The organism is Acidovorax sp. GBBC 1281, assembly GCF_028473645.1.
Taxonomy (GTDB): domain Bacteria; phylum Pseudomonadota; class Gammaproteobacteria; order Burkholderiales; family Burkholderiaceae_C; genus Paracidovorax.
The window spans coordinates 4,456,179-4,473,880 of record NZ_CP097269.1; the positions used below are offsets into that span (position 1 = coordinate 4,456,179).

At 69.3% G+C, this 17,702-nt stretch carries 13 protein-coding genes and 1 tRNA gene; 11 read left to right on the plus strand and 3 right to left on the minus strand.

Annotated features, from left to right (window positions below):
- The first annotated feature begins 44 nt into the window (after nt 1-44).
- The 3 genes from M5C96_RS20905 (at nt 45) to M5C96_RS20915 (ending at nt 5,128) form a co-directional block, all read left to right on the plus strand.
- Entirely contained in the window at nt 45-1,892 is a 1,848-nt protein-coding gene (locus M5C96_RS20905; protein ID WP_272565063.1) for a methyl-accepting chemotaxis protein, read from the plus strand.
- 122 nt (nt 1,893-2,014) lie between these two features.
- Complete coding sequence (locus M5C96_RS20910; protein ID WP_272565064.1) at nt 2,015-2,449, plus strand: DUF1841 family protein; 435 nt, start codon at nt 2,015-2,017, stop codon at nt 2,447-2,449.
- 159 nt (nt 2,450-2,608) lie between these two features.
- A complete protein-coding gene (locus M5C96_RS20915; protein WP_272565065.1) occupies nt 2,609-5,128 on the plus strand; it encodes a bifunctional diguanylate cyclase/phosphodiesterase in 2,520 nt (839 codons plus the stop codon).
- A gap of 37 nt (nt 5,129-5,165) precedes the next feature.
- Here M5C96_RS20915 and M5C96_RS20920 read toward each other — a convergent pair whose 3' ends face one another.
- Together M5C96_RS20920 and M5C96_RS20925 are read right to left on the minus strand one after the other, a co-directional pair.
- On the minus strand, nt 5,166-6,215 hold the full coding sequence (locus tag M5C96_RS20920) for a hypothetical protein (RefSeq protein ID WP_272565066.1): 1,050 nt from the start codon (nt 6,213-6,215) through the stop codon (nt 5,166-5,168).
- A 210-nt stretch (nt 6,216-6,425) separates the two neighbouring features.
- Nucleotides 6,426-7,091, minus strand: coding sequence for a c-type cytochrome (locus tag M5C96_RS20925; protein WP_272565067.1), 666 nt, complete (start codon nt 7,089-7,091; stop codon nt 6,426-6,428).
- A gap of 104 nt (nt 7,092-7,195) precedes the next feature.
- Here M5C96_RS20925 and M5C96_RS20930 point away from each other — a divergent pair, with 104 nt between their 5' ends.
- The 6 genes from M5C96_RS20930 (at nt 7,196) to M5C96_RS20955 (ending at nt 16,393) form a co-directional block, all read left to right on the plus strand.
- Entirely contained in the window at nt 7,196-8,050 is an 855-nt protein-coding gene (locus tag M5C96_RS20930) for an AAA family ATPase (RefSeq protein WP_272565068.1), read from the plus strand.
- Nucleotides 8,051-8,060: 10 nt separating this feature from the next.
- On the plus strand, nt 8,061-8,291 hold the full coding sequence (locus tag M5C96_RS20935) for a hypothetical protein (protein ID WP_272565069.1): 231 nt from the start codon (nt 8,061-8,063) through the stop codon (nt 8,289-8,291).
- A gap of 8 nt (nt 8,292-8,299) precedes the next feature.
- Nucleotides 8,300-8,902, plus strand: coding sequence for a GNAT family N-acetyltransferase (locus M5C96_RS20940; RefSeq protein WP_272565070.1), 603 nt, complete (start codon nt 8,300-8,302; stop codon nt 8,900-8,902).
- Nucleotides 8,903-8,930: 28 nt separating this feature from the next.
- Nucleotides 8,931-10,118 carry a vWA domain-containing protein gene (locus tag M5C96_RS20945; protein WP_272565071.1) on the plus strand — a complete coding sequence of 396 codons (1,188 nt, stop codon included), beginning with the start codon at nt 8,931-8,933 and terminating at the stop codon, nt 10,116-10,118.
- A 98-nt stretch (nt 10,119-10,216) separates the two neighbouring features.
- Nucleotides 10,217-12,169 (plus strand): autotransporter assembly complex protein TamA, encoded by a 1,953-nt coding sequence (locus M5C96_RS20950; protein WP_442867331.1) that lies wholly within the window; start codon nt 10,217-10,219, stop codon nt 12,167-12,169.
- A gap of 18 nt (nt 12,170-12,187) precedes the next feature.
- Nucleotides 12,188-16,393, plus strand: coding sequence for a translocation/assembly module TamB domain-containing protein (locus M5C96_RS20955; protein WP_272565073.1), 4,206 nt, complete (start codon nt 12,188-12,190; stop codon nt 16,391-16,393).
- Nucleotides 16,394-16,402: 9 nt separating this feature from the next.
- Here the strand turns inward: M5C96_RS20955 and M5C96_RS20960 are convergent, their stop codons facing one another.
- Nucleotides 16,403-16,897: a guanylate cyclase gene (locus M5C96_RS20960; RefSeq protein WP_272565074.1), complete on the minus strand. Its 495-nt coding sequence runs from the start codon at nt 16,895-16,897 to the stop codon at nt 16,403-16,405.
- Nucleotides 16,898-17,073: 176 nt separating this feature from the next.
- On the opposite strand from M5C96_RS20960, the gene M5C96_RS20965 reads away from it, so the two are divergent.
- A tRNA-Arg gene (locus tag M5C96_RS20965) sits at nt 17,074-17,148 on the plus strand.
- A gap of 20 nt (nt 17,149-17,168) precedes the next feature.
- Nucleotides 17,169-17,696: a hypothetical protein gene (locus M5C96_RS20970; protein ID WP_272565075.1), complete on the plus strand. Its 528-nt coding sequence runs from the start codon at nt 17,169-17,171 to the stop codon at nt 17,694-17,696.
- The last annotated feature ends 6 nt before the right edge of the window (nt 17,697-17,702 follow it).

The following is a 17,702-nucleotide window of genomic DNA, read 5'->3' on the forward strand; positions in this document are numbered from 1 at the left end:
CTGTTGCCACCTCTCCAATCGGTCATTTCCAGGAAGTCCCTTCCATGAAAAATCTCAAACTGGGCCTGCGCCTGGGCCTCGGCTTCGGCGTGGTGCTCCTGCTCATGGCAATCATCACCGGCATGAGCCTGCTCCGGCTCGCCGACCAGGACGAAGCTTCGCAGCAACTCATAACCGACTTGTACCCCAAGGCCGCAGCCAGCCAGCAGCTGTCCTACCTCACCATGGACACGGCACGCGTGGTACGCAACCTCATCATCCTGGCCGATGAAAAAGCCATGGCGCCCAACAAGGCGGCGCTGGACAAGAACGTAGCGTCGATGGGCACGCTCATCGGCACGCTGGAAAAGCTGGCCGACACCGCCGAAGAACGCGCGCTCATCCAGGACCTCAAGACCCAGAGCGCGGCCTTCATCGCGTTCAGCCAGGATGTGGGCGCTCTCGGCGTGCAAAACAAGAACGAAGAGGGCCAGCAATTGCTGTTCGGCCCCCGCTACGCCATTCAGGGCACCTTACTGGCCACCCTGAAGAAGATGGTGGACCTGCAGGAAAAGAACATGCAGGACGGCGGCGCCGCAGCCCACGCCGCTTACCTCACCGCCCGCACGATCGTCTGGGTGGTGGCGCTCATCGCCGCGCTGATCGGCGCGGTCTGCGCTTTCTTCATCACGCGTTCCGTCACGGCCCCCTTGCAGGACGCCGTGGACGCCGCCGACCGCGTGGCCGACGGCAACCTGAGCGTGCCGATCGTTTCCCAATCCAGGGACGAAACCGGTGCCCTGCTGACTGCCCTGCAGCGCATGCAGAGCAACCTGGTGCAGACCGTCGGCACCGTGCGCGGCAATGCCGAGAGCGTGGCCACCGCCAGCGCGGAGATCGCCCAGGGCAACAATGACCTGAGCCAGCGCACCGAGCAGCAGGCCTCGGCCCTGGAAGAGACGGCCGCGTCCATGGAGGAACTGGGCAGCACCGTGCGCCAAAACGCCGACAACGCCCGCCAGGCCAACCAGCTCGCGCAGGATGCGAGCGACGTCGCGGTGAAGGGCGGCGAGGTGGTCAACCAGGTGGTGGACACCATGAAGGGCATCAACGACAGCTCGCGAAAGATCTCGGACATCATCTCCGTGATCGACAGCATTGCCTTCCAGACCAACATCCTGGCGCTGAACGCCGCCGTGGAAGCCGCCCGCGCGGGCGAGCAGGGCCGCGGCTTCGCCGTGGTGGCCAGCGAGGTGCGCAGCCTGGCAGGCCGCTCGGCCGATGCCGCCAAGGAAATCAAGAACCTCATCAGCGCCAGCGTGGAGCGCGTGGAACAGGGCACGGCGCTGGTAGACCAGGCCGGCGCCACCATGCAGGAGGTGGTGACCTCCATCCGCCGGGTGACCGCCATCGTGGGCGAGATCAGCGCGGCCAGCCGCGAGCAAAGCGATGGCGTCGCCCAGGTCGGCGAAGCCGTGGTGCAGATGGACCAGGCCACCCAGCAGAACGCCGCCCTGGTCGAGCAAAGCGCGGCCGCGGCCTCGGGCCTGCGCGTGCAGGCCGACCAACTGGTGCAGGCCGTGGCCGTATTCAAGCTGGCGGCCGGCAGCGGCATGGCCGCACCGCGTCCCGCGGTGATGGCCCCCACTGCGGCACCCGTGTCCGCCCCCCTCCCGGCGCCGGTCCGCCCGAAGGCCGCCTTGCCCGCACGGGCGGCCGCAGCGCCCCGGGCCACGCCCCAGCCCGCGCCCACCTGGCTGTCGGCGCCCGCCGCCAAAGCCCCGCCCAGCAAGGCCCCCACCGCGCCCAAGGCCCCCACCCAGAAGCCACGGGCCATCGCCGCCCCCCCCGCCGCCGCGCCAGCGCCCGCAGCAGGGGGCAAGCACAACGCCGACGACTGGGAGACCTTCTGACGGTTTGCGGCGCGGCGCGCCGGCCATGCGGGGCGCGCCGGCGCACCGCACGCTGGAATGCCCGCTTTCCTACCGTGCAACCCCTGCTTAAAACCCGCTTTGCCCGTGCTACGCTGGCTGCCATGTTCAATCCGTCCCAAGCCGATGTGCGGCGCTTTTTCTGCGCCGTGTACGCCAAATCCCAGGCCGGCCAGCCCATGGAAGCCATCGAGACCCTGGCCAGCCTGTGGATCGCAGAGCACCCCGAATACCACGCCGATCTGGCCGACGTCGATGCAGCCCTGGCCCGCAACTACGACGAGACGCCGGACCGCGCCAACCCCTTCCTGCATCTGTCCATGCACCTGTCGATCAGCGAGCAGTGCAGCATCGACCAGCCGCGAGGCATCCGCCAGGCCGTCGAACTGCTGGCCGCCCGCAAGGACTCGCTGCTCGATGCGCACCACGCCGCCATGGAATGCCTGGGTCAGATGCTGTGGGAAAGCCAGCGCTCCGGTCGCCCGCCCGATGGCGATGCGTATGTCGCCTGCGTGCAGCGGCGCGCCACCCGGGACTGAGGGCGCACCGCCCGCTGCACGCCATCATGTCCAGGACCGCCCTCTCGATCGCTGACCAACCGGCAGCGTTGCCCGCCGCGGTGGCCCTGTGGGCCAGGCCGCTCCCTGCACGGTGCCCACGGACCCGCGGTGCCCTCGCACCCGACCAGGGGGCCTGACATGCGCCGGTGGCAGATTTCTCTGCGCACCGCCATTGCCGTCCCGTTCGCCGTGCTGTTCGCGGCCACTGTGGCGTTGCATGCCTTCACCCAGCAGCGGCAGATCGGCCACCTGATCGACCAGGAAAGCGTGCGGCTGCTGGACGCCGTGACGCTCACCGCCCGGGACCGGCTGTCGCGCTTTCTCTCGCGGCCCTTTGAGATCCAGCGCGACATCGCCGATGCCATCGGCCGCCACGGCCTGTACCAGCCGGGCGACATGCGGCCCATCCACGAACACCTGCGCGCCGTATTCGATGCCCTGTACCGCGACGAGCGCCAGATCAGCCTGCTGAGCTTCGGCAGCCGTGACGGCGAATACACCGGCATGCGCCGCGAGGCGGACGGCTTTCGGCTCATCCTCAAGGACCGCTCCACCGAGGGCCTGATGCACGTGTACCAGAGCGGCACGCCCGACGCGGTGTCGGCCTCGTTCCGCGGCTACGATCCGCGCACACGGCCCTGGTACGTGCCCGTGGCCCGGTCCGGGCAGGCAGGCTGGTCCCCGATCTACACCACGGCCGGAGAGCGCGCCGATGTCACCATCTCGGCCGCCTCCGCCGTGATCGCCAACGGCCAGATGGTGGGCGTGATGGAGGCCGATGTGCGCCTGGACACGCTCAACCAGTTCCTGCGGGACGACCCCTTGCGCGGGAACGGCCACATCTTCATCCTGGACACGGAGCAGCGGCTGGTGGCGCAGTCCGAAGGCGGCTCGGTGCTGTCGGAGCAGCCCGCCCCGCGGGGCGGAGAGCGCGAGCGGCTCACCGCCGGCCGGAGCGCCAGCGCGCCCATCCGCGCCGCCGTCGCCGCCCTGCCCCACGCCCGCTCCGATGCGGGCATCGATTTTCAGTTCGCATACAACGGCGAACGCTACTTCGCCCGCGTGACCCCGTTCACGCAGCAGCCCGGCATCGACTGGCGCATCGTCGTGCTGCTGCCCGAGTCGGACCTGCTGGGCGACACGCGCGTCATCAGCCGCCGCTCCATTCTGGCGGCGAGCGGCATCGCCCTGCTCGGGCTGCTGCTGGGGCTGTGGGCAGTGCAGCGCGTGGCGCGTCCCATCCTGCTCACGGCCGACGCCGCCAACCGCCTGTCGCGCGGCGACTGGGAACCGGGCCTGCTGCCGCACACCAGCGCACTGCGCGAGACCACGACCCTCATCCAGGCCTTCAACCAGATGGCCGACCGGCTGCGCCAGTCCTTCCAGCAGATGCGCGAGCAGTTGCTGAGCGATCCCCTCACCCGCCTGCTCACCCGGCGCGGCCTGCTGGAGAAGGCCGACTGGAAATCCCCGCGCTGGGCCGTGCTGAGCCTGGTGGGGCTGGATGCCTTTCGCGCCATCAACGACAGCGTGGGCTTCGGCACCGGCGACCGGCTGATGCAGGCCATCGCCGAGCGCATGCGCCAGCACCTGCCGGCCACCGTGCTGATGGCGCGACTCGGCGGCGACGAGTTCGCGCTGCTGCACCTGGACGGGCACGCGGTGGCGGAAGACACCATCGGCAAGGCCGTGCTGGGCCTGTTCTCCACCCCGTTTTCCGTGGGGGCGGACGAGGTCATGCTCAATGCCTCGGTGGGCGTGGTCGCGGGCTCGCTGGCGGGCGAGCATCTGGCGGAATGGCTGCGCAACGGCAGCATCGCGCTGGGCGAGGCCAAGCGGCGCGGCCGCAACCAGTGCGTGGTGTTCGAGCCCTGCATGGTCGAGCAGTCGATGGAGCGCACGCGGCTGGCCATCGAACTGCGCCAGGCGCTGGAAAAAGGCCAGTTCCTCGTGCACTACCAGCCCGTGATCGACCTGGCCAGTGGGCGCGTCACAGGGGCGGAAGCCCTGGTGCGCTGGAACAGCCCCACGCGCGGGCTGGTGCCGCCCGGCACGTTCATTCCCATCGCCGAGGAATCCGACCTCATCCTGGCCCTGGGCGACTGGGTGCTGCGCGCGGCCACGCAGGCCATTGCGGACCAACTGCCCCGCCTGCCGGAGGGCTTCGACATCCATGTGAACGTGTCGGCGCGCCAGCTCATCCAGTCGGACTTCCCCGCCACGCTGCAGCAGGTGCTGCGCGACAGCGGGCTTCCGCCGGACCACCTCACGCTGGAGCTGACCGAATCGGTGCTGATCGAGGACGACGGCGTGACGCAGGCACGCCTGGCCGCCATCCGCGCGCTGGGCGTGAAGATCGCCATCGACGATTTCGGCACGGGGTATTCCTCGCTGGCCTACCTGAGCCGGCTGCCGTTCGACTGCCTGAAGATCGACCAGCGCTTCGTGCGCAACCTGCTGCATTCGCCCCAGGACGCGGCCATCGTGACCGCCGTACTCAACATCGCCAAGGGGTTTGGCGTGGCCGTGGTGGCCGAGGGCGTGGAAACCGAGGGCGAGGCCCGCCAATTGCGCGCCATGGGCTGCGCCCAGGCCCAGGGCTACCAATTCGGACGGCCGGCACCACTGGAACTCATGGACCTGTCCCCGCGCGAATGAGAACCCCGCAGGGCCCCGGAAGGGCCTGCAGCGGTGGCTATGCGTCCGTGCCGCCGAGGCGCGTCAGGGAAACGAGGCCCGCGCTGGACACTTGCAACTCGATCTGCGCGTTCGCAGGGCCGACCGGCGCGGCCATCGTCGCTCCGTCCTGGCCCAGCCGCGCCGACCGCAGGTCATTCGCGGCCAGCACCGCCATCGCCTGCTGAAGGGCCGCGTCGACGATCCGCGCGGCCGCCGCGCCGGTCTCACCCCGGTACCTGGCGCCCTCGACGATGCACCGAACGCCCTCGGACGGCCGGGAAAAGCCGATGCGCCTGCCCATTGCCAGCCAGTTGTACACCGCCATCCGCACCTCCGCCGGAGACGTCGGCACCGCACTCAGCACCGGACCATCGAGCGCACCGAGAAGTGCTGGCAGCAAGGCATAGAGCGCCGCTTGCGCCGCCTCGCTGCGTTGTGCCGCGGACGCCTGCGCAAGTTCGGGCAGATGGGCCGCCAGGTGCAGATAGACGCGGTAGTAGTCGGCGAACTCGCGGGGCGTGCGCGCCTGGTCCACGCCGAATTTCGCGGCCTCCGACTGCAGCGGCTGCGAAGGCGCGGGCCCGCCAAAGGATCCGCCCGGCAATTCGCACAGCGCCACCCAGTCCATGAAATCGATGCACTGGAACACCGGGGCCCCCGCCACGCCCAGCGAGGCCAGGAACGCCTGCGCGTTGCGCAGGTCCGCGGCGGTGAGCAGCCGATGCTCTTGCAGGACGCGCTGGACCTGCGCGACCACCGCAGGGCTGGCATCGCCGGCTTCGGCAAGCGCCAGGGTGCGAAGGTCGCTCAACCCCAGCGTCATCAGCTTGACCGGGCTGACCGCCAGCCCCAAGCCGGGCAGCAGCGCCATGGGAGACCCGTGCAGGCCTTTCTGCGTGCCATCCAGCAGGGCGGTCTCATCGGGGAAGTGGTAATGGGCCCCGGGCGAAGCGATGGCCCAGTCCAGCCATTGCGGACCGCCGTCCACGAAGGCCAGGGCGTGCCGCCCCGACTCCGACAAGGCAGAGGAATTCTGTAGTTGGCGACCGGCGACGGAAATGCTCATGCGTTGGCCTCATGGAGATGCGTTGATGGGATGGAACGAAAGACAGGGCACACCAAAATATAACGCCCCTCCACGCCGATCCGGACCTCCATCGGCCCTGCTGCGCACCCGCCCCGGGGCATGGCCTGAGCCATCTTCCAGCCAAAGAAAAACCCGCCAGAAGGCGGGGTGGGACGGACAGCTGCGGGGCGAGGCCCCGGCGCGCGACGGTCAGCGAAAACGCGACTGCGGCACCACCTGCAGCTCGCCGTCGAGCGAACCGATGTAGCCCGCCAGCGCCTTCAGTTCGGCATTCGTGAACTGCTTGGCAATGCCCGCCATGATGGCGTTCGAGCGGCCCAGGTGCGCGTTGTTCGGGTCGGCCTTGTAGGCCTTGAGCGCCACGAACAGATAGTCCGCATGCTGGCCTGAAATCTTGGGATACGACGGATCGATGGGCTTGGCGAAGTTATCGCCGTGGCAGGACACGCACGCGCCCTTTTGCAGCAGCTGCGCCACCTGCACGCTCGGCTCGCGCGTGGGCTTGGCCGGCAGGTTGGCGCCCTCGCGCACCTGGGCCGCGTAGTACGCGGACACATCGGCGATGTCCTGGTCGGTGAGCGAGTCGGCAATGCCGCGCATGGTCGGGTGCTTGCGGTCGCCCTTCTTGTAGGCGTTCAGGGCCGAGGCAATGTAGCGCTCGCCCTGCCCCGAAATCATGGGCACCTTGTGCACTTCGGGAAAGCTGGCCTGGTAGCCCGGAATGCCGTGGCAACCGATGCACATGGCGACCTTGCCCTGGCCCGCCTTGGCATCGCCCTTGGTCTCCTGGGCCTGCGAAACCGCGGTCACGCAAGCGACAGCCAGGGCAAATATCGTGGTCAACTTCTTGTTCATTTTGCGCGCACAATCTCGTGGAAGTTTGTCGGTGCTCGGGCAGAAAACGATTATAGCCAGCGCCTTTCCAGGCCTTTTATCAACGATTACCCTATTTACGGCCCATGAAATTCCAAGGCTCACAGAGTTACGTTGCCACTCAGGACCTGATGCTCGCAGTGAATGCGGCCATCACCTTGCAGCGCCCGCTGCTCGTCAAGGGCGAGCCCGGCACCGGCAAGACCATGCTGGCCGAAGAGGTCTCGCGCGAGCTGGGCATGCCGCTCCTGCAGTGGCACATCAAGTCCACCACCAAGGCGCAGCAGGGGCTGTACGAATACGACGCCGTGAGCCGCCTGCGCGACAGCCAGCTGGGCGATGCCGACAGCAGCGAGCGCGTGAAGGACATCCTCAACTACATCGTGCAGGGCGTGCTGTGGCAGGCCTTCACCGCGGACCAGCCCGTGGCGCTGCTGATCGACGAGATCGACAAGGCCGACATCGAATTCCCGAACGATCTGCTGCGCGAGATCGACCGCATGGAGTTCTACTGCTACGAAACGCGCGAACTCATCCGCGCCAAGCACCGGCCGCTGGTCTTCATCACGTCCAACAACGAAAAAGAGCTGCCCGACGCGTTCCTGCGCCGCTGCTTCTTCCACTACATCAAGTTCCCCGAAGCCGAGACGATGCGCAAGATCGTGGACGTGCACTTTCCCACGCTCAAGGCCGAACTGCTCGCCGTGGCGATGAAGACGTTCTACGACGTGCGCGGCCTGCCGGGCCTCAAGAAGAAGCCGTCCACTAGCGAACTCATCGACTGGCTCAAGCTGCTCGTGGCCGAAGACATTCCGCTCGAAGCCCTGCAAAGCGCCGACCAAAAGGTCGCCGTGCCGCCGCTCGTGGGTGCCCTGCTCAAGAACGAACAGGACGTGGGCCTGTTCGAGAAGCTGGTCTTCATGAACCAGCGCAACCGATGAAGGGCCCGCGATGAGCAGCGCACGCCGCCTGCTGATGGAAGGCCTGTCCGACGCCGTGGGCTTCGTGGGCGGAGCGCTCGCGGGCTACTGGATCGGCCACCTGCTGGGCTTCGACGTCTTCACCTCGGGCTACGGCCCGTCCAGCCTGGCGGGCATCGCCCTCGTGGGCCTGGGCGGCGGCTTCGGCCTGCAGGCGGCACGGCGCTGGCGCGCCAGCCGCGCACCCAGCGACAAGGAGTGATTCTTTCCATGGCTTTCGTCGAACCCGTCACCCTGCGCGATCGCGGCATCCGCCTGGAGCCCCTTGCGCTGTCGCATGAAGAGGGCCTGCGCGCCGCGGCCACCGATGGCGCGCTTTGGACGCTGCGCATCACCTCCGTCCCCGAGCCGCAGGACGTGCGCGCCTACATCGAGACCGCCCTGGCCGGCCGCGAGCAAGGCCACCGCTTCGCCTTCGCCGTGGTGCAGGAAGACACGGGCAAAGTGCTGGGCACCAGCAGCTACCACGACATCGTGCCGGCCGTGAAGCGCGTGGAGATCGGCTTCACCTGGTATGCCAAGAGTGTGCAGCGCACGCATGTCAACACCACGTGCAAGCTGCTGCTGCTGGGCCACGCCTTCGACACGCTGGGATGCCACGTGGTGGGCTGGCGCACCGACAACTACAACTTCGCCTCGCAGCGCGCCATCGAGCGCCTGGGTGCAAAAAAAGACGGCGTGCTGCGCGGCCACGCGCTGCGCCGCGACGGCACCATCCGCGACACGGTGATGTACAGCATGCGCTCGGGCGAATGGCCGGAAGCCAAAGCCCAGTTGCTATACCTTTTGCAGCAGCACGCCCTAGTGGAATAAGCGCCAGAGGGCTAAAAGGCTTCAACCCATGCTGATCGACTTCTTCTACACCCTGCGCGCCGGCCAGTTGCCGGTGTCGGTGAAGGAATACCTCACCCTGCTGGAGGCCCTGCAGGCCGGCGTGGTGGGCCCGAACTCGGACGACGCCTGGAGCCTGGACGACTTCTACCACCTCGCGCGCATCGTGCTCGTGAAGGACGAGAAGCACTTCGACAAGTTCGACCGGGCTTTCGGCGCCTATTTCAAGGGCGTGGAGATGGTGGCCGACTTCCGCAAGGACATCCCCGCCGACTGGCTGCGCAAGATCCTGGAGCGCGAGCTCACGCCCGAGCAGAAGGCCGCCATCGAGAAGATGGGCTGGGACGAGTTGATGGAAACGCTCAAGAAGCGCCTGGAAGAGCAGAAGGAGCGCCACGAGGGCGGCAACAAGTGGATCGGCACGGGCGGCACCAGCCCCTTCGGGCACGGCGGCTACAACCCGCAGGGCGTGCGCATCGGCGGCGCGGGCAAGAACAAGAGCGCCGTGAAGGTGTGGGACCAGCGCGCCTACAAGGACTACGACGACACGCAGGAACTGGGCACGCGCAACATCAAGGTGGCGCTGCGGCGGCTGCGCAAGTTCGCTCGCGAAGGGCACGAGATGGAGCTGGATCTGCCGGACACCATCCGCAGCACGGCGGCGAACGCGGGCTACCTGGATATCAAGATGGTCCCCGAGCGCCACAACAACGTGAAGGTGCTGCTGCTCATGGACGTGGGCGGCACCATGGACGAGCACGTGCAGCGCGTGGAAGAGCTTTTTTCCGCGGTGAAGACGGAGTTCAAGCACCTGGAGTTCTATTACTTCCACAACTGCGTGTACGACTTCATGTGGAGGAACAACCGCCGCCGCTTCGCCGAGAAGTTTCCGACCTGGGACATCATCCGCAAGTACAACAAGGACTACAAGCTCATCTTCGTGGGCGATGCCACCATGAGCCCCTATGAGATCCTGCAGCCCGGCGGCAGCGTGGAATACGACAACGAAGAGGCCGGCGCCGAGTGGCTGCAGCGCCTGATCCATGCCTTTCCCCGGTTCGCCTGGATCAACCCCGAGCCGCAGGGCGTGTGGCAGTACCGGCAAAGCATCGGCATCATCCAGCAGATCGTGGGCCAGCGCATGTACCCGCTGTCGCTCAAGGGCCTGGAAGAAACCATGCGGCTGCTGTCCAAGTGACCGCCTGACTGCCGGGACCACCCAGCGCGCGCCGCTGTCTGACAGCGGCGGTGCGTTTTTCAGGCCATAGTGCCCCCAATTGCCGTTGCGCACCCCGGATGCGACGGCCTGGCAGCACTCCCTTCCAGCCCCACAAAGCCCTCTTTTACGTGTCCCTCCCCGCAACGCATTTTTCGAGACGATTTCCGACGCCGGCCTTGTGGCCGGCGTTGCTGCTTTCGAGCCTGGTGGCCCTGCAGGGCTGCAGCCTGCTGCCGGGCGCCAAGGAAGGCACGGTGGACAACAACACCATCCAGTCCGATGCCGGTGCCGGCACCGGGCCCGATGCGTTCTCGCTCGAAGTGCGCGCACCCGATGCCGTGCGCGAATACCTCACGCGGCACATGGAGCTGCAGCGCTTTCGCCAGCTGCCCGACCTGCAGTCGAGCGAGATCACCCGCCTGCTGGGCGCGGCCGAGTCCAACGCGCGAGAGTTGCTCGGCACCCTGGGCTATTTCAGCCCCACGCTCACCATCACGATGCAGGAGACGCCCGGCAGCGCCGGCGCGCCGCGCACCATCACCGTGGAGGTGGAGCCCGGCCCGCAGACCCGCGTGGCCCGCGCCGACATCGATTTCACCGGCGCCGAGGCCGATTCGCCCCAGTTCGCCAACCGACGCGCGCGCGTGCAGCGCAGCTGGTCGCTCGCGCCCGGCCAGCCCTTCACGCAGGACGCCTGGGACGGCGCCAAATCCCAGGGCCTGCGCCAATTGCAAGCCACGCGCTATCCCACCGCCAGCATCGCCAAAAGCCGCGCGGAAATCGACGCCGACCGCAACGAAGCCCAGCTGGGCGTGACCTACGACCCCGGCCCCCCCTACCGCTTCGGCGCGCTGCGCGTGCAGGGCGGAGAGCGCTACAGCGCCGACGGTGCGCGCCGCATCGCCCGCCTGCCCACGGGTGCCGACTACAGCGAAGCCCAGTTGCTCGATGCGCAGATGCGGCTGGCCAGCAGCGGCTACTACGACGCCGTGTTCCTCTCGCTGGAAACCGATGGCACCGACCCGCAGGCCGCGCCCGTGGTGGCCCAGGTGCGCGAGGCCCCCCTGCAGAAGGTGGTGTTCGGCGTGGGCCTGTCGACCGACAGCGGCCCGCGGCTGAGCGTGGACCACATCCACAACCAGTTGCCCGGCATCGGCTGGCGCGCCGTCAGCAAGGTCTCGGTGGACCGCAAGAACAAGCTGCTGTCCACCGACTGGACCGACCTGCCCGGCGAGGACGGCTGGCGCTGGTTCACCGGCGCGCAGGTGCAGCGCGAGACCACGGGCGACTACGAGGTCAACAGCAGCCGCCTGCGGGGCGGCCGCAGCAAGAGCACCGACCACATCGACCGCAGCTATTTCCTGCAGCACGACACCGCCAAGAGCCAGGGCACGGACGCGCCGCCCTCCAGCGCGGCCATCAGCGCCAACTACGGCTGGACGGGCCGCTACTTCAACAACACCACCAATCCCACGCGGGGCTTCGGCCTGGCCGCGGAGCTGGGCGTGGGCACCACGCTGCGGCCCGAGCGCGACCCGTTCGTGCGGGCCTACCTGCGGTGGCAGTCGTTCTACCCCATGGGCCGCGTGGACATGGGCGAAGGCGTCACCCGCACCAGCCGGCTGGCCCTGCGCGCCGAAGGCGGTGCAGTGCTCGCGCGCCGCGCGGCCGAGATCCCGGTGACCACGCTGTTCCTGACCGGGGGCGACACCACGGTGCGCGGCTACGGCTACCGTGAGATCGGGGCGCGCACCTCCAACGGCCAGTTGTATGGCGGCCGCTACCTGACCGTGGCCAGCGCCGAATGGCAGCGGCCCATCGAGTTCCGCGGCAACCGCACCGATTTCGAAACCGCCATGTTCATCGATGCCGGCGCGGTGGCCGACCGCGCGGGCGACCTGGACCCGCGCGTGGGCGTGGGCGCCGGCCTGCGCTGGCGCAGCCCCGTCGGGCCGCTGCAGGCCGACCTGGCCTATGGCGTGCAGGCCAAGCAACTGCGGCTGCACCTGAGGCTGGGCTTCAGCTTCTGACCGCACTCTGAAAGACCCATGGCGACGCGCCCTCCCCGAAACCCCTACGCCGCCGCCGCGGCCCCCGTTCCCGCGCCCCGGCGCCGCCGCGGCTGGCGCATCGCCGCCTGGACCCTTGCCGCGCTGCTGGCCCTGGTCGCCCTCGTCCTCGGTGCGGCCTGGTGGTGGGCCGGTGGCCAAGCCTCGCTGGCCACCACGCTGGACCGCGCGGCACGCTACCTTCCCGCCGACCAGCAACTCGAAACCCGCGACGTGACCGGCTCGCTGCGCGCCGGCGGCCACATCGGCTGGCTGCGCTGGAGCAGCCCCACGCTGGCGGTGGAAGTCAACGATGCGCGCATTGCCTGGCAGCTGGCCCCCTTGCTGCAACGCCAGCTCACCCTGGGCGAAGTGCATGCGGCCGAGGTCAAGATCATCCCGCAGGGCCCGCCCCGCACCGAGCCCGACACGCCGCCACAGCCGCTGCAATCGCTGGAACTGCCGCTGCGCATCGACCTGCCGTTCCGCGTGGACGCCATCACCTGGGCAGCGCCCAGCCCGGTCACCGCGCAGGGGCTGGCAGGCCACTACCGCTACGACGGCACCCACCACCGACTGGCGCTGGACAGCGTGGCCTTCGCCCAGGGCCACTATTCCGGACAGGCCACCGTGCAGGCCCAGGCGCCGATGGCGCTGGAGCTGAAGGCCGACGGCACCGTGCGCACGGCATCGCCGGGCGGCGGCGACGACATCGAAGCCAAGGCCCATGCCGAGGCCAAAGGCACCTTGGCCACCGCAGCCGCACGGCTGCAGATCACCGCCCAATTGCAGGCGCAGGCCGCCGAGCCATTGACAGCGGCTCCGCCCGCAGCAGGTGCATCCAGCCCCGGCCCTGCCCCGTCCGCCAAACCCGCCAAACCCGCAAAACCCAACAAGCCCGCAGCCCGCCCCGCGGCGCCTGCCGAACCGATGCGTGCCGACGTGCAGGCCGAGATCGCTCCCTGGGCTGCGCAACCCTTGCTGCAGGCGCGCGCCGATGTCGAATCGCTCGACTTGGCCGCGCTGTGGCCGCAGGCCCCCGTGACTTCGCTGAGCGGGCAACTGCGCGTGGACCCTGCCGCTGCTGCCGCACCCGGTGCCACCGCCGCAGGCTGGGCCATCGGTGCCCAGTTGCGCAACGCCGTGCCGGGCCCGTGGGACCAGCGCCGGCTGCCCCTGGAAAGCATCGATGCCCAGGCCGCCTTCGACGGCACGCAGTGGACCGTGCCCGACGCCACTGCGCGCATCGGCAACGGCAGCGTGGCGTTGCAGGGCCGCTTCACGCCTGCCACGCGCGCCATGGAAGGCCGTGCCGAAGTGCGAGGTCTGCGCCCCAGCGCCCTCTACAGCACCCTGGACTCCACCCCCGTCGCCGGGCAGGCGCAGGCCCGGAGCGAAGGCGGCGACGGCGAACCGCTGGTGCGCTTTTCCGCCGACCTGCGCGCCACCGGCACCGCGGCACCCCGGCGTGCCGGCGCGCCGGCAGCCTTGCGCGTCGAGCGGCTGGCCACCGAAGGCACCTGGCAAGGCAGCCGGCTGGCGCTCGCCCGCCTGCAGCTCGATGCCCTGCAGGCGCAGGTGAATGCACGCCAGTTGCAGATCGGCACGGCCGACCTGTCAGTCAAAGGACAGTTGCAGGCCACCGTGCCGGGTGCAACGGCCCAGATGGACGGCCAGATCGCTCCCCGGGCAGGCAACGGCCAGCTGGAGCTGCGCGTGGCCGATGCGCAGCGCGTGCAGCGCTGGATCGAGTCCTTGCCCGGCCTGGCCACCGCCCTGCGCGGCGCATCCATGCAGGGCGACGCCCAGCTCACCACCCGCTGGAACGGCGGCTGGCAGACCCTGCAGCGCCAATTGCAGGCGGCGGGCCTGCTGGCCCCGGCCGCCGCAGGCACGGCCCGCGCCGCTGCCGGCGAGCGGTTCGAATGGCAGGCCCGGCTGGCCGCGCCGCGCTTCGACGTCTCCCTGCCCGCCAGCGGCTCCGCCGCACCCATGGCCGTGCGGCTCACGGCGGTGCGCGCCGAACTGGCCGGCGGGTTGCCCCAGTCCACGCTGTCGCTGGACGGCGAGGCACGCGTGGACCGGCGCCGACTGGACCTGCGCCTGCGCGGCACCGCGGGCACGGCCGCCCCCGGGCAATGGAACGCGCAGATCACCGAGTTGCGTGCGCAGGCCCGCGACGACCAATTGCCCGGCCCCTGGACGGTGCAGTTCAACCAGCCGCTGTCCGTTGCTCTGCGCCAGTCGCCCAGCCTGCAGGTGGAGACCTCAGGGGGGCAGGCCACCGTCTCCGGCCCGGCGCCGGGGCAGGTCACGCTGCACTGGGAGCCCGTCCGTTTTGCCCAGGCCGCCAATGGCGCCATTGCCTTGCGCACGCAGGGCCGCCTGCAGGGGTTGCCCATGGCATGGACAGAAGCGTTCGGCCCCCAAGGCCAGGAAGCATTGCAGCGCCTGGGCCTGGCCGGCAACCTCGTGTTCGACGGCGACTGGGACGTGGACGCGGGCGACACCCTGCGCGCCAGTGCCAGCGTGCGGCGCGCCAGCGGCGACATCCGCGTGCTGGCCGGCAGCGCCGCGCCCACCACGACGGTGGTGCACAGCAGCGGCCAGGGCCAGGGCACCGGCCGCGCGCAGACGAGCGAAGGGCCCGGCACGCCAGCGGGCGTGCGGCAGGCCGAAGTGCAGCTGCAAGCCGAAGGCGACACCGTGCGTGCCCGCGTGCAGTGGGACAGCGAACGCGCCGGCCGCGTGCAGGCCGAGGGCAGCACCCGCCTGGCCCGTGCCGATGGCGGCTGGCAATGGCCTGCCGACGCACCGCTGGCCGCCACCGTGCGCGCCCAGTTGCCGGACGTGGGCGTGTGGTCCGCCCTGGCACCGCCGGGCTGGCGCGTGAAGGGCACGCTGGACGCCAATGTCGCCCTCGCCGGCAACCGCGCCGCCCCCCGCTGGAGCGGAACGCTCGGCGCCGACCAGCTGTCGGTGCGCTCGCTCATCGACGGCGTGGACCTGCAGGACGGGCGCCTGCGCGCCACGCTGAACGGCGACCGGCTCGACATCACCGAATTCCGCGTGAACGGCGGGCAGGGCAGCAACGCACGCATCGCCGGCTTCAGCGGCAACCGCACCGCGGCCCCGCGCGACGGCGGCACGCTCACCGGCAAAGGCAGCGTGTCGTGGGCCATGGGCGGCAGCGGCGCCACCGGCTCCGGCATCGCCATGGACTTCGACGCCGAGGCGCGCGCCCTGCAGGTGCTGGTGCGCGCCGACCGCCAGGTCAGCGTGTCCGGCAATCTGCAGGCGCGGCTGCGCCAGGGCCAGTTCACGCTGCGCGGCAAGCTCACCACCGACCGCGCCACCATCATCCTGCCCGAGGCCGGCGCACCCAGTCTGGGCACCGACGTGGTCGTGCGCTCCGCCGCCAAGGACCGCGAAACCGTCAAGCAGGCCGAACGCGCGGGCCAGGCCGCCGGCCGCGTGGAAGCCGCCAAGCCGCCGGACATCGCCGTCACCCTCAACCTGGGCGACGACTTCGCGCTGCAGGGCCACGGCATCACCACCCGCCTGGCGGGCGAACTGGAAATCCGCGGCGCCACCGTCGCCGGGGCGCCGCCGCGCGTCACCGGCGAGGTGCGCACCGTGGAAGGCCGCTACCGCGCCTGGGGCCAGTCGCTCGATGTGGAGACGGGCCTGGCACGCTTCAACGGCCCATACGACAACCCCGCGCTGGACATCCTCGCCATCCGGCCGAACATCAGCGTGCGCGCCGGCGTGCAGGTCACCGGCTCGGCCAAGGCGCCGCGCGTGCGGCTCTATTCCGACCCCGATCTGCCCGACGCCGAAAAGCTCTCCTGGGTGATGCTGGGCCGCAGCGGTGCCGCCGGCGGCGCCGAGGCCGCGCTGCTGCAGCAGGCGGCACTGGCGCTGCTCGGGGGCAACGGCAATGCCGGTGCCGGCAATTTCGCCAAGCGCGTGGGGCTCGACGAAATCGGGTTCAAGGGCCCCGGCTCGGGCGAGGATGCCTCGGCCGCCGCACTCACCTTCGGCAAGCGCCTGTCCAAGGACCTGTACGTGACCTACGAGCGCAGCCTCTCGGGCGCCCTGGGCACGCTGTACATCTTCTACGACCTGACCAAGAGCCTCACGCTGCGCGGCCAGACCGGCGCGCAAAGCGCGGTGGACCTGATCTACACGGTGCGGTACGACTGACGGGGCCCATCAGCCCGCCGCGGCGCGGGCGAACTGGGGCGCGTTCTGCACCCGGCCATCCCCGTGCGGCAGATAGGGATAGAGCAGGCCACCCGCGGCCTGCAGCAACTCGAACTGGGCGGACGCCAGCCCTTGCTCCACCAGATCGAAATGGCACAGCGTGCCGTACAGGCCGCCGCGGTGATCGGTCACCGGCACGCCGTGGTAGGCCACCACCACCCCGCGGAACGAGCTGGCCAGCAGCCGCTCGTCGTGCATCGAGTTGTCCACCAGCAGCGAGCCATCGCGCAGCACGAACTGGCAAAAGCTGTTGTCCAGCGCCACCACGGCCAGCGCCTCGGGCCGGATCTGGTGCTGCTTGTCGTAGAGGAAGACATTGATGAGCTGCGACTCGATCACCTGGAAGACGCCGGTGTACCGATGCGGCACACCGCGGTTGAGGGCCTCCATGGCGGGAGAGAGTCCCTCCGCCTGGAGCATGGCGTGGAACTGTGGAGGCGTCATCGGTGAAATCATTGCGGAGGCATTTTAGAGCGGCGCACCGCCCGGGGGCGCGTTGCCGCTACGGAAATGCGGCACTCACATGGCCTCTGGCCCCGCGCCAGGCGCGATCTTCTTTTGCGGAGGTCTCAGCACAGCGGGGAAAAGCCGCACCGGCCACGCCTTTACAATCGCCCGTCCTCCTCGTAGTTCAATGGATAGAACGAGTGCCTCCTAAGCGCTAGATACAGGTTCGATTCCTGTCGAGGGGACCAGATTTCCTTCTTTTAGCGCAATGGCTTTTCGCCTCATCCTTGCTGCCGCCGCCTGTGCGCTGCCTCTTTCCGCGTCGGCTGAGGTGTATCGCTGCGGAAAAACGTACACCGACGAGCCATGCAAAGGCGCGAAGGTCATCGACACCTCGCCGATCATCAGCGATCCGAGTGGCCCGCGAACCAAGGAAATCTACCTCTGTCGCGCGCCCCAGGGCGGGTTGTACTGGACCGCCGAGCACTGCGCGCAAAGAGGGTGGACCATCGAACGGATTCAGCGGGTGCCTGCCAACGTGCCGTGGAATGACCAAGTGGAGGCCGGCAGGCATCAGAAGGCGCAAGCCGAGGCAGATGCGGCTGCGCCCATTCAAAGCCACGCCCTACCAGCACCACAGCCCTCCCAGGCCAACAACGGCACATGCTCTGCGCTGGAAGAGCGGGTCAGGATGCTGGACAGCATGGGGCGGGCCGGCAGCCGGTACTATGACCTGGACTGGGTGAGGCGGGAGCGCAAAGATGCCAGGGATCAGCAGCACAGGCTCCGTTGCTGAGACGGG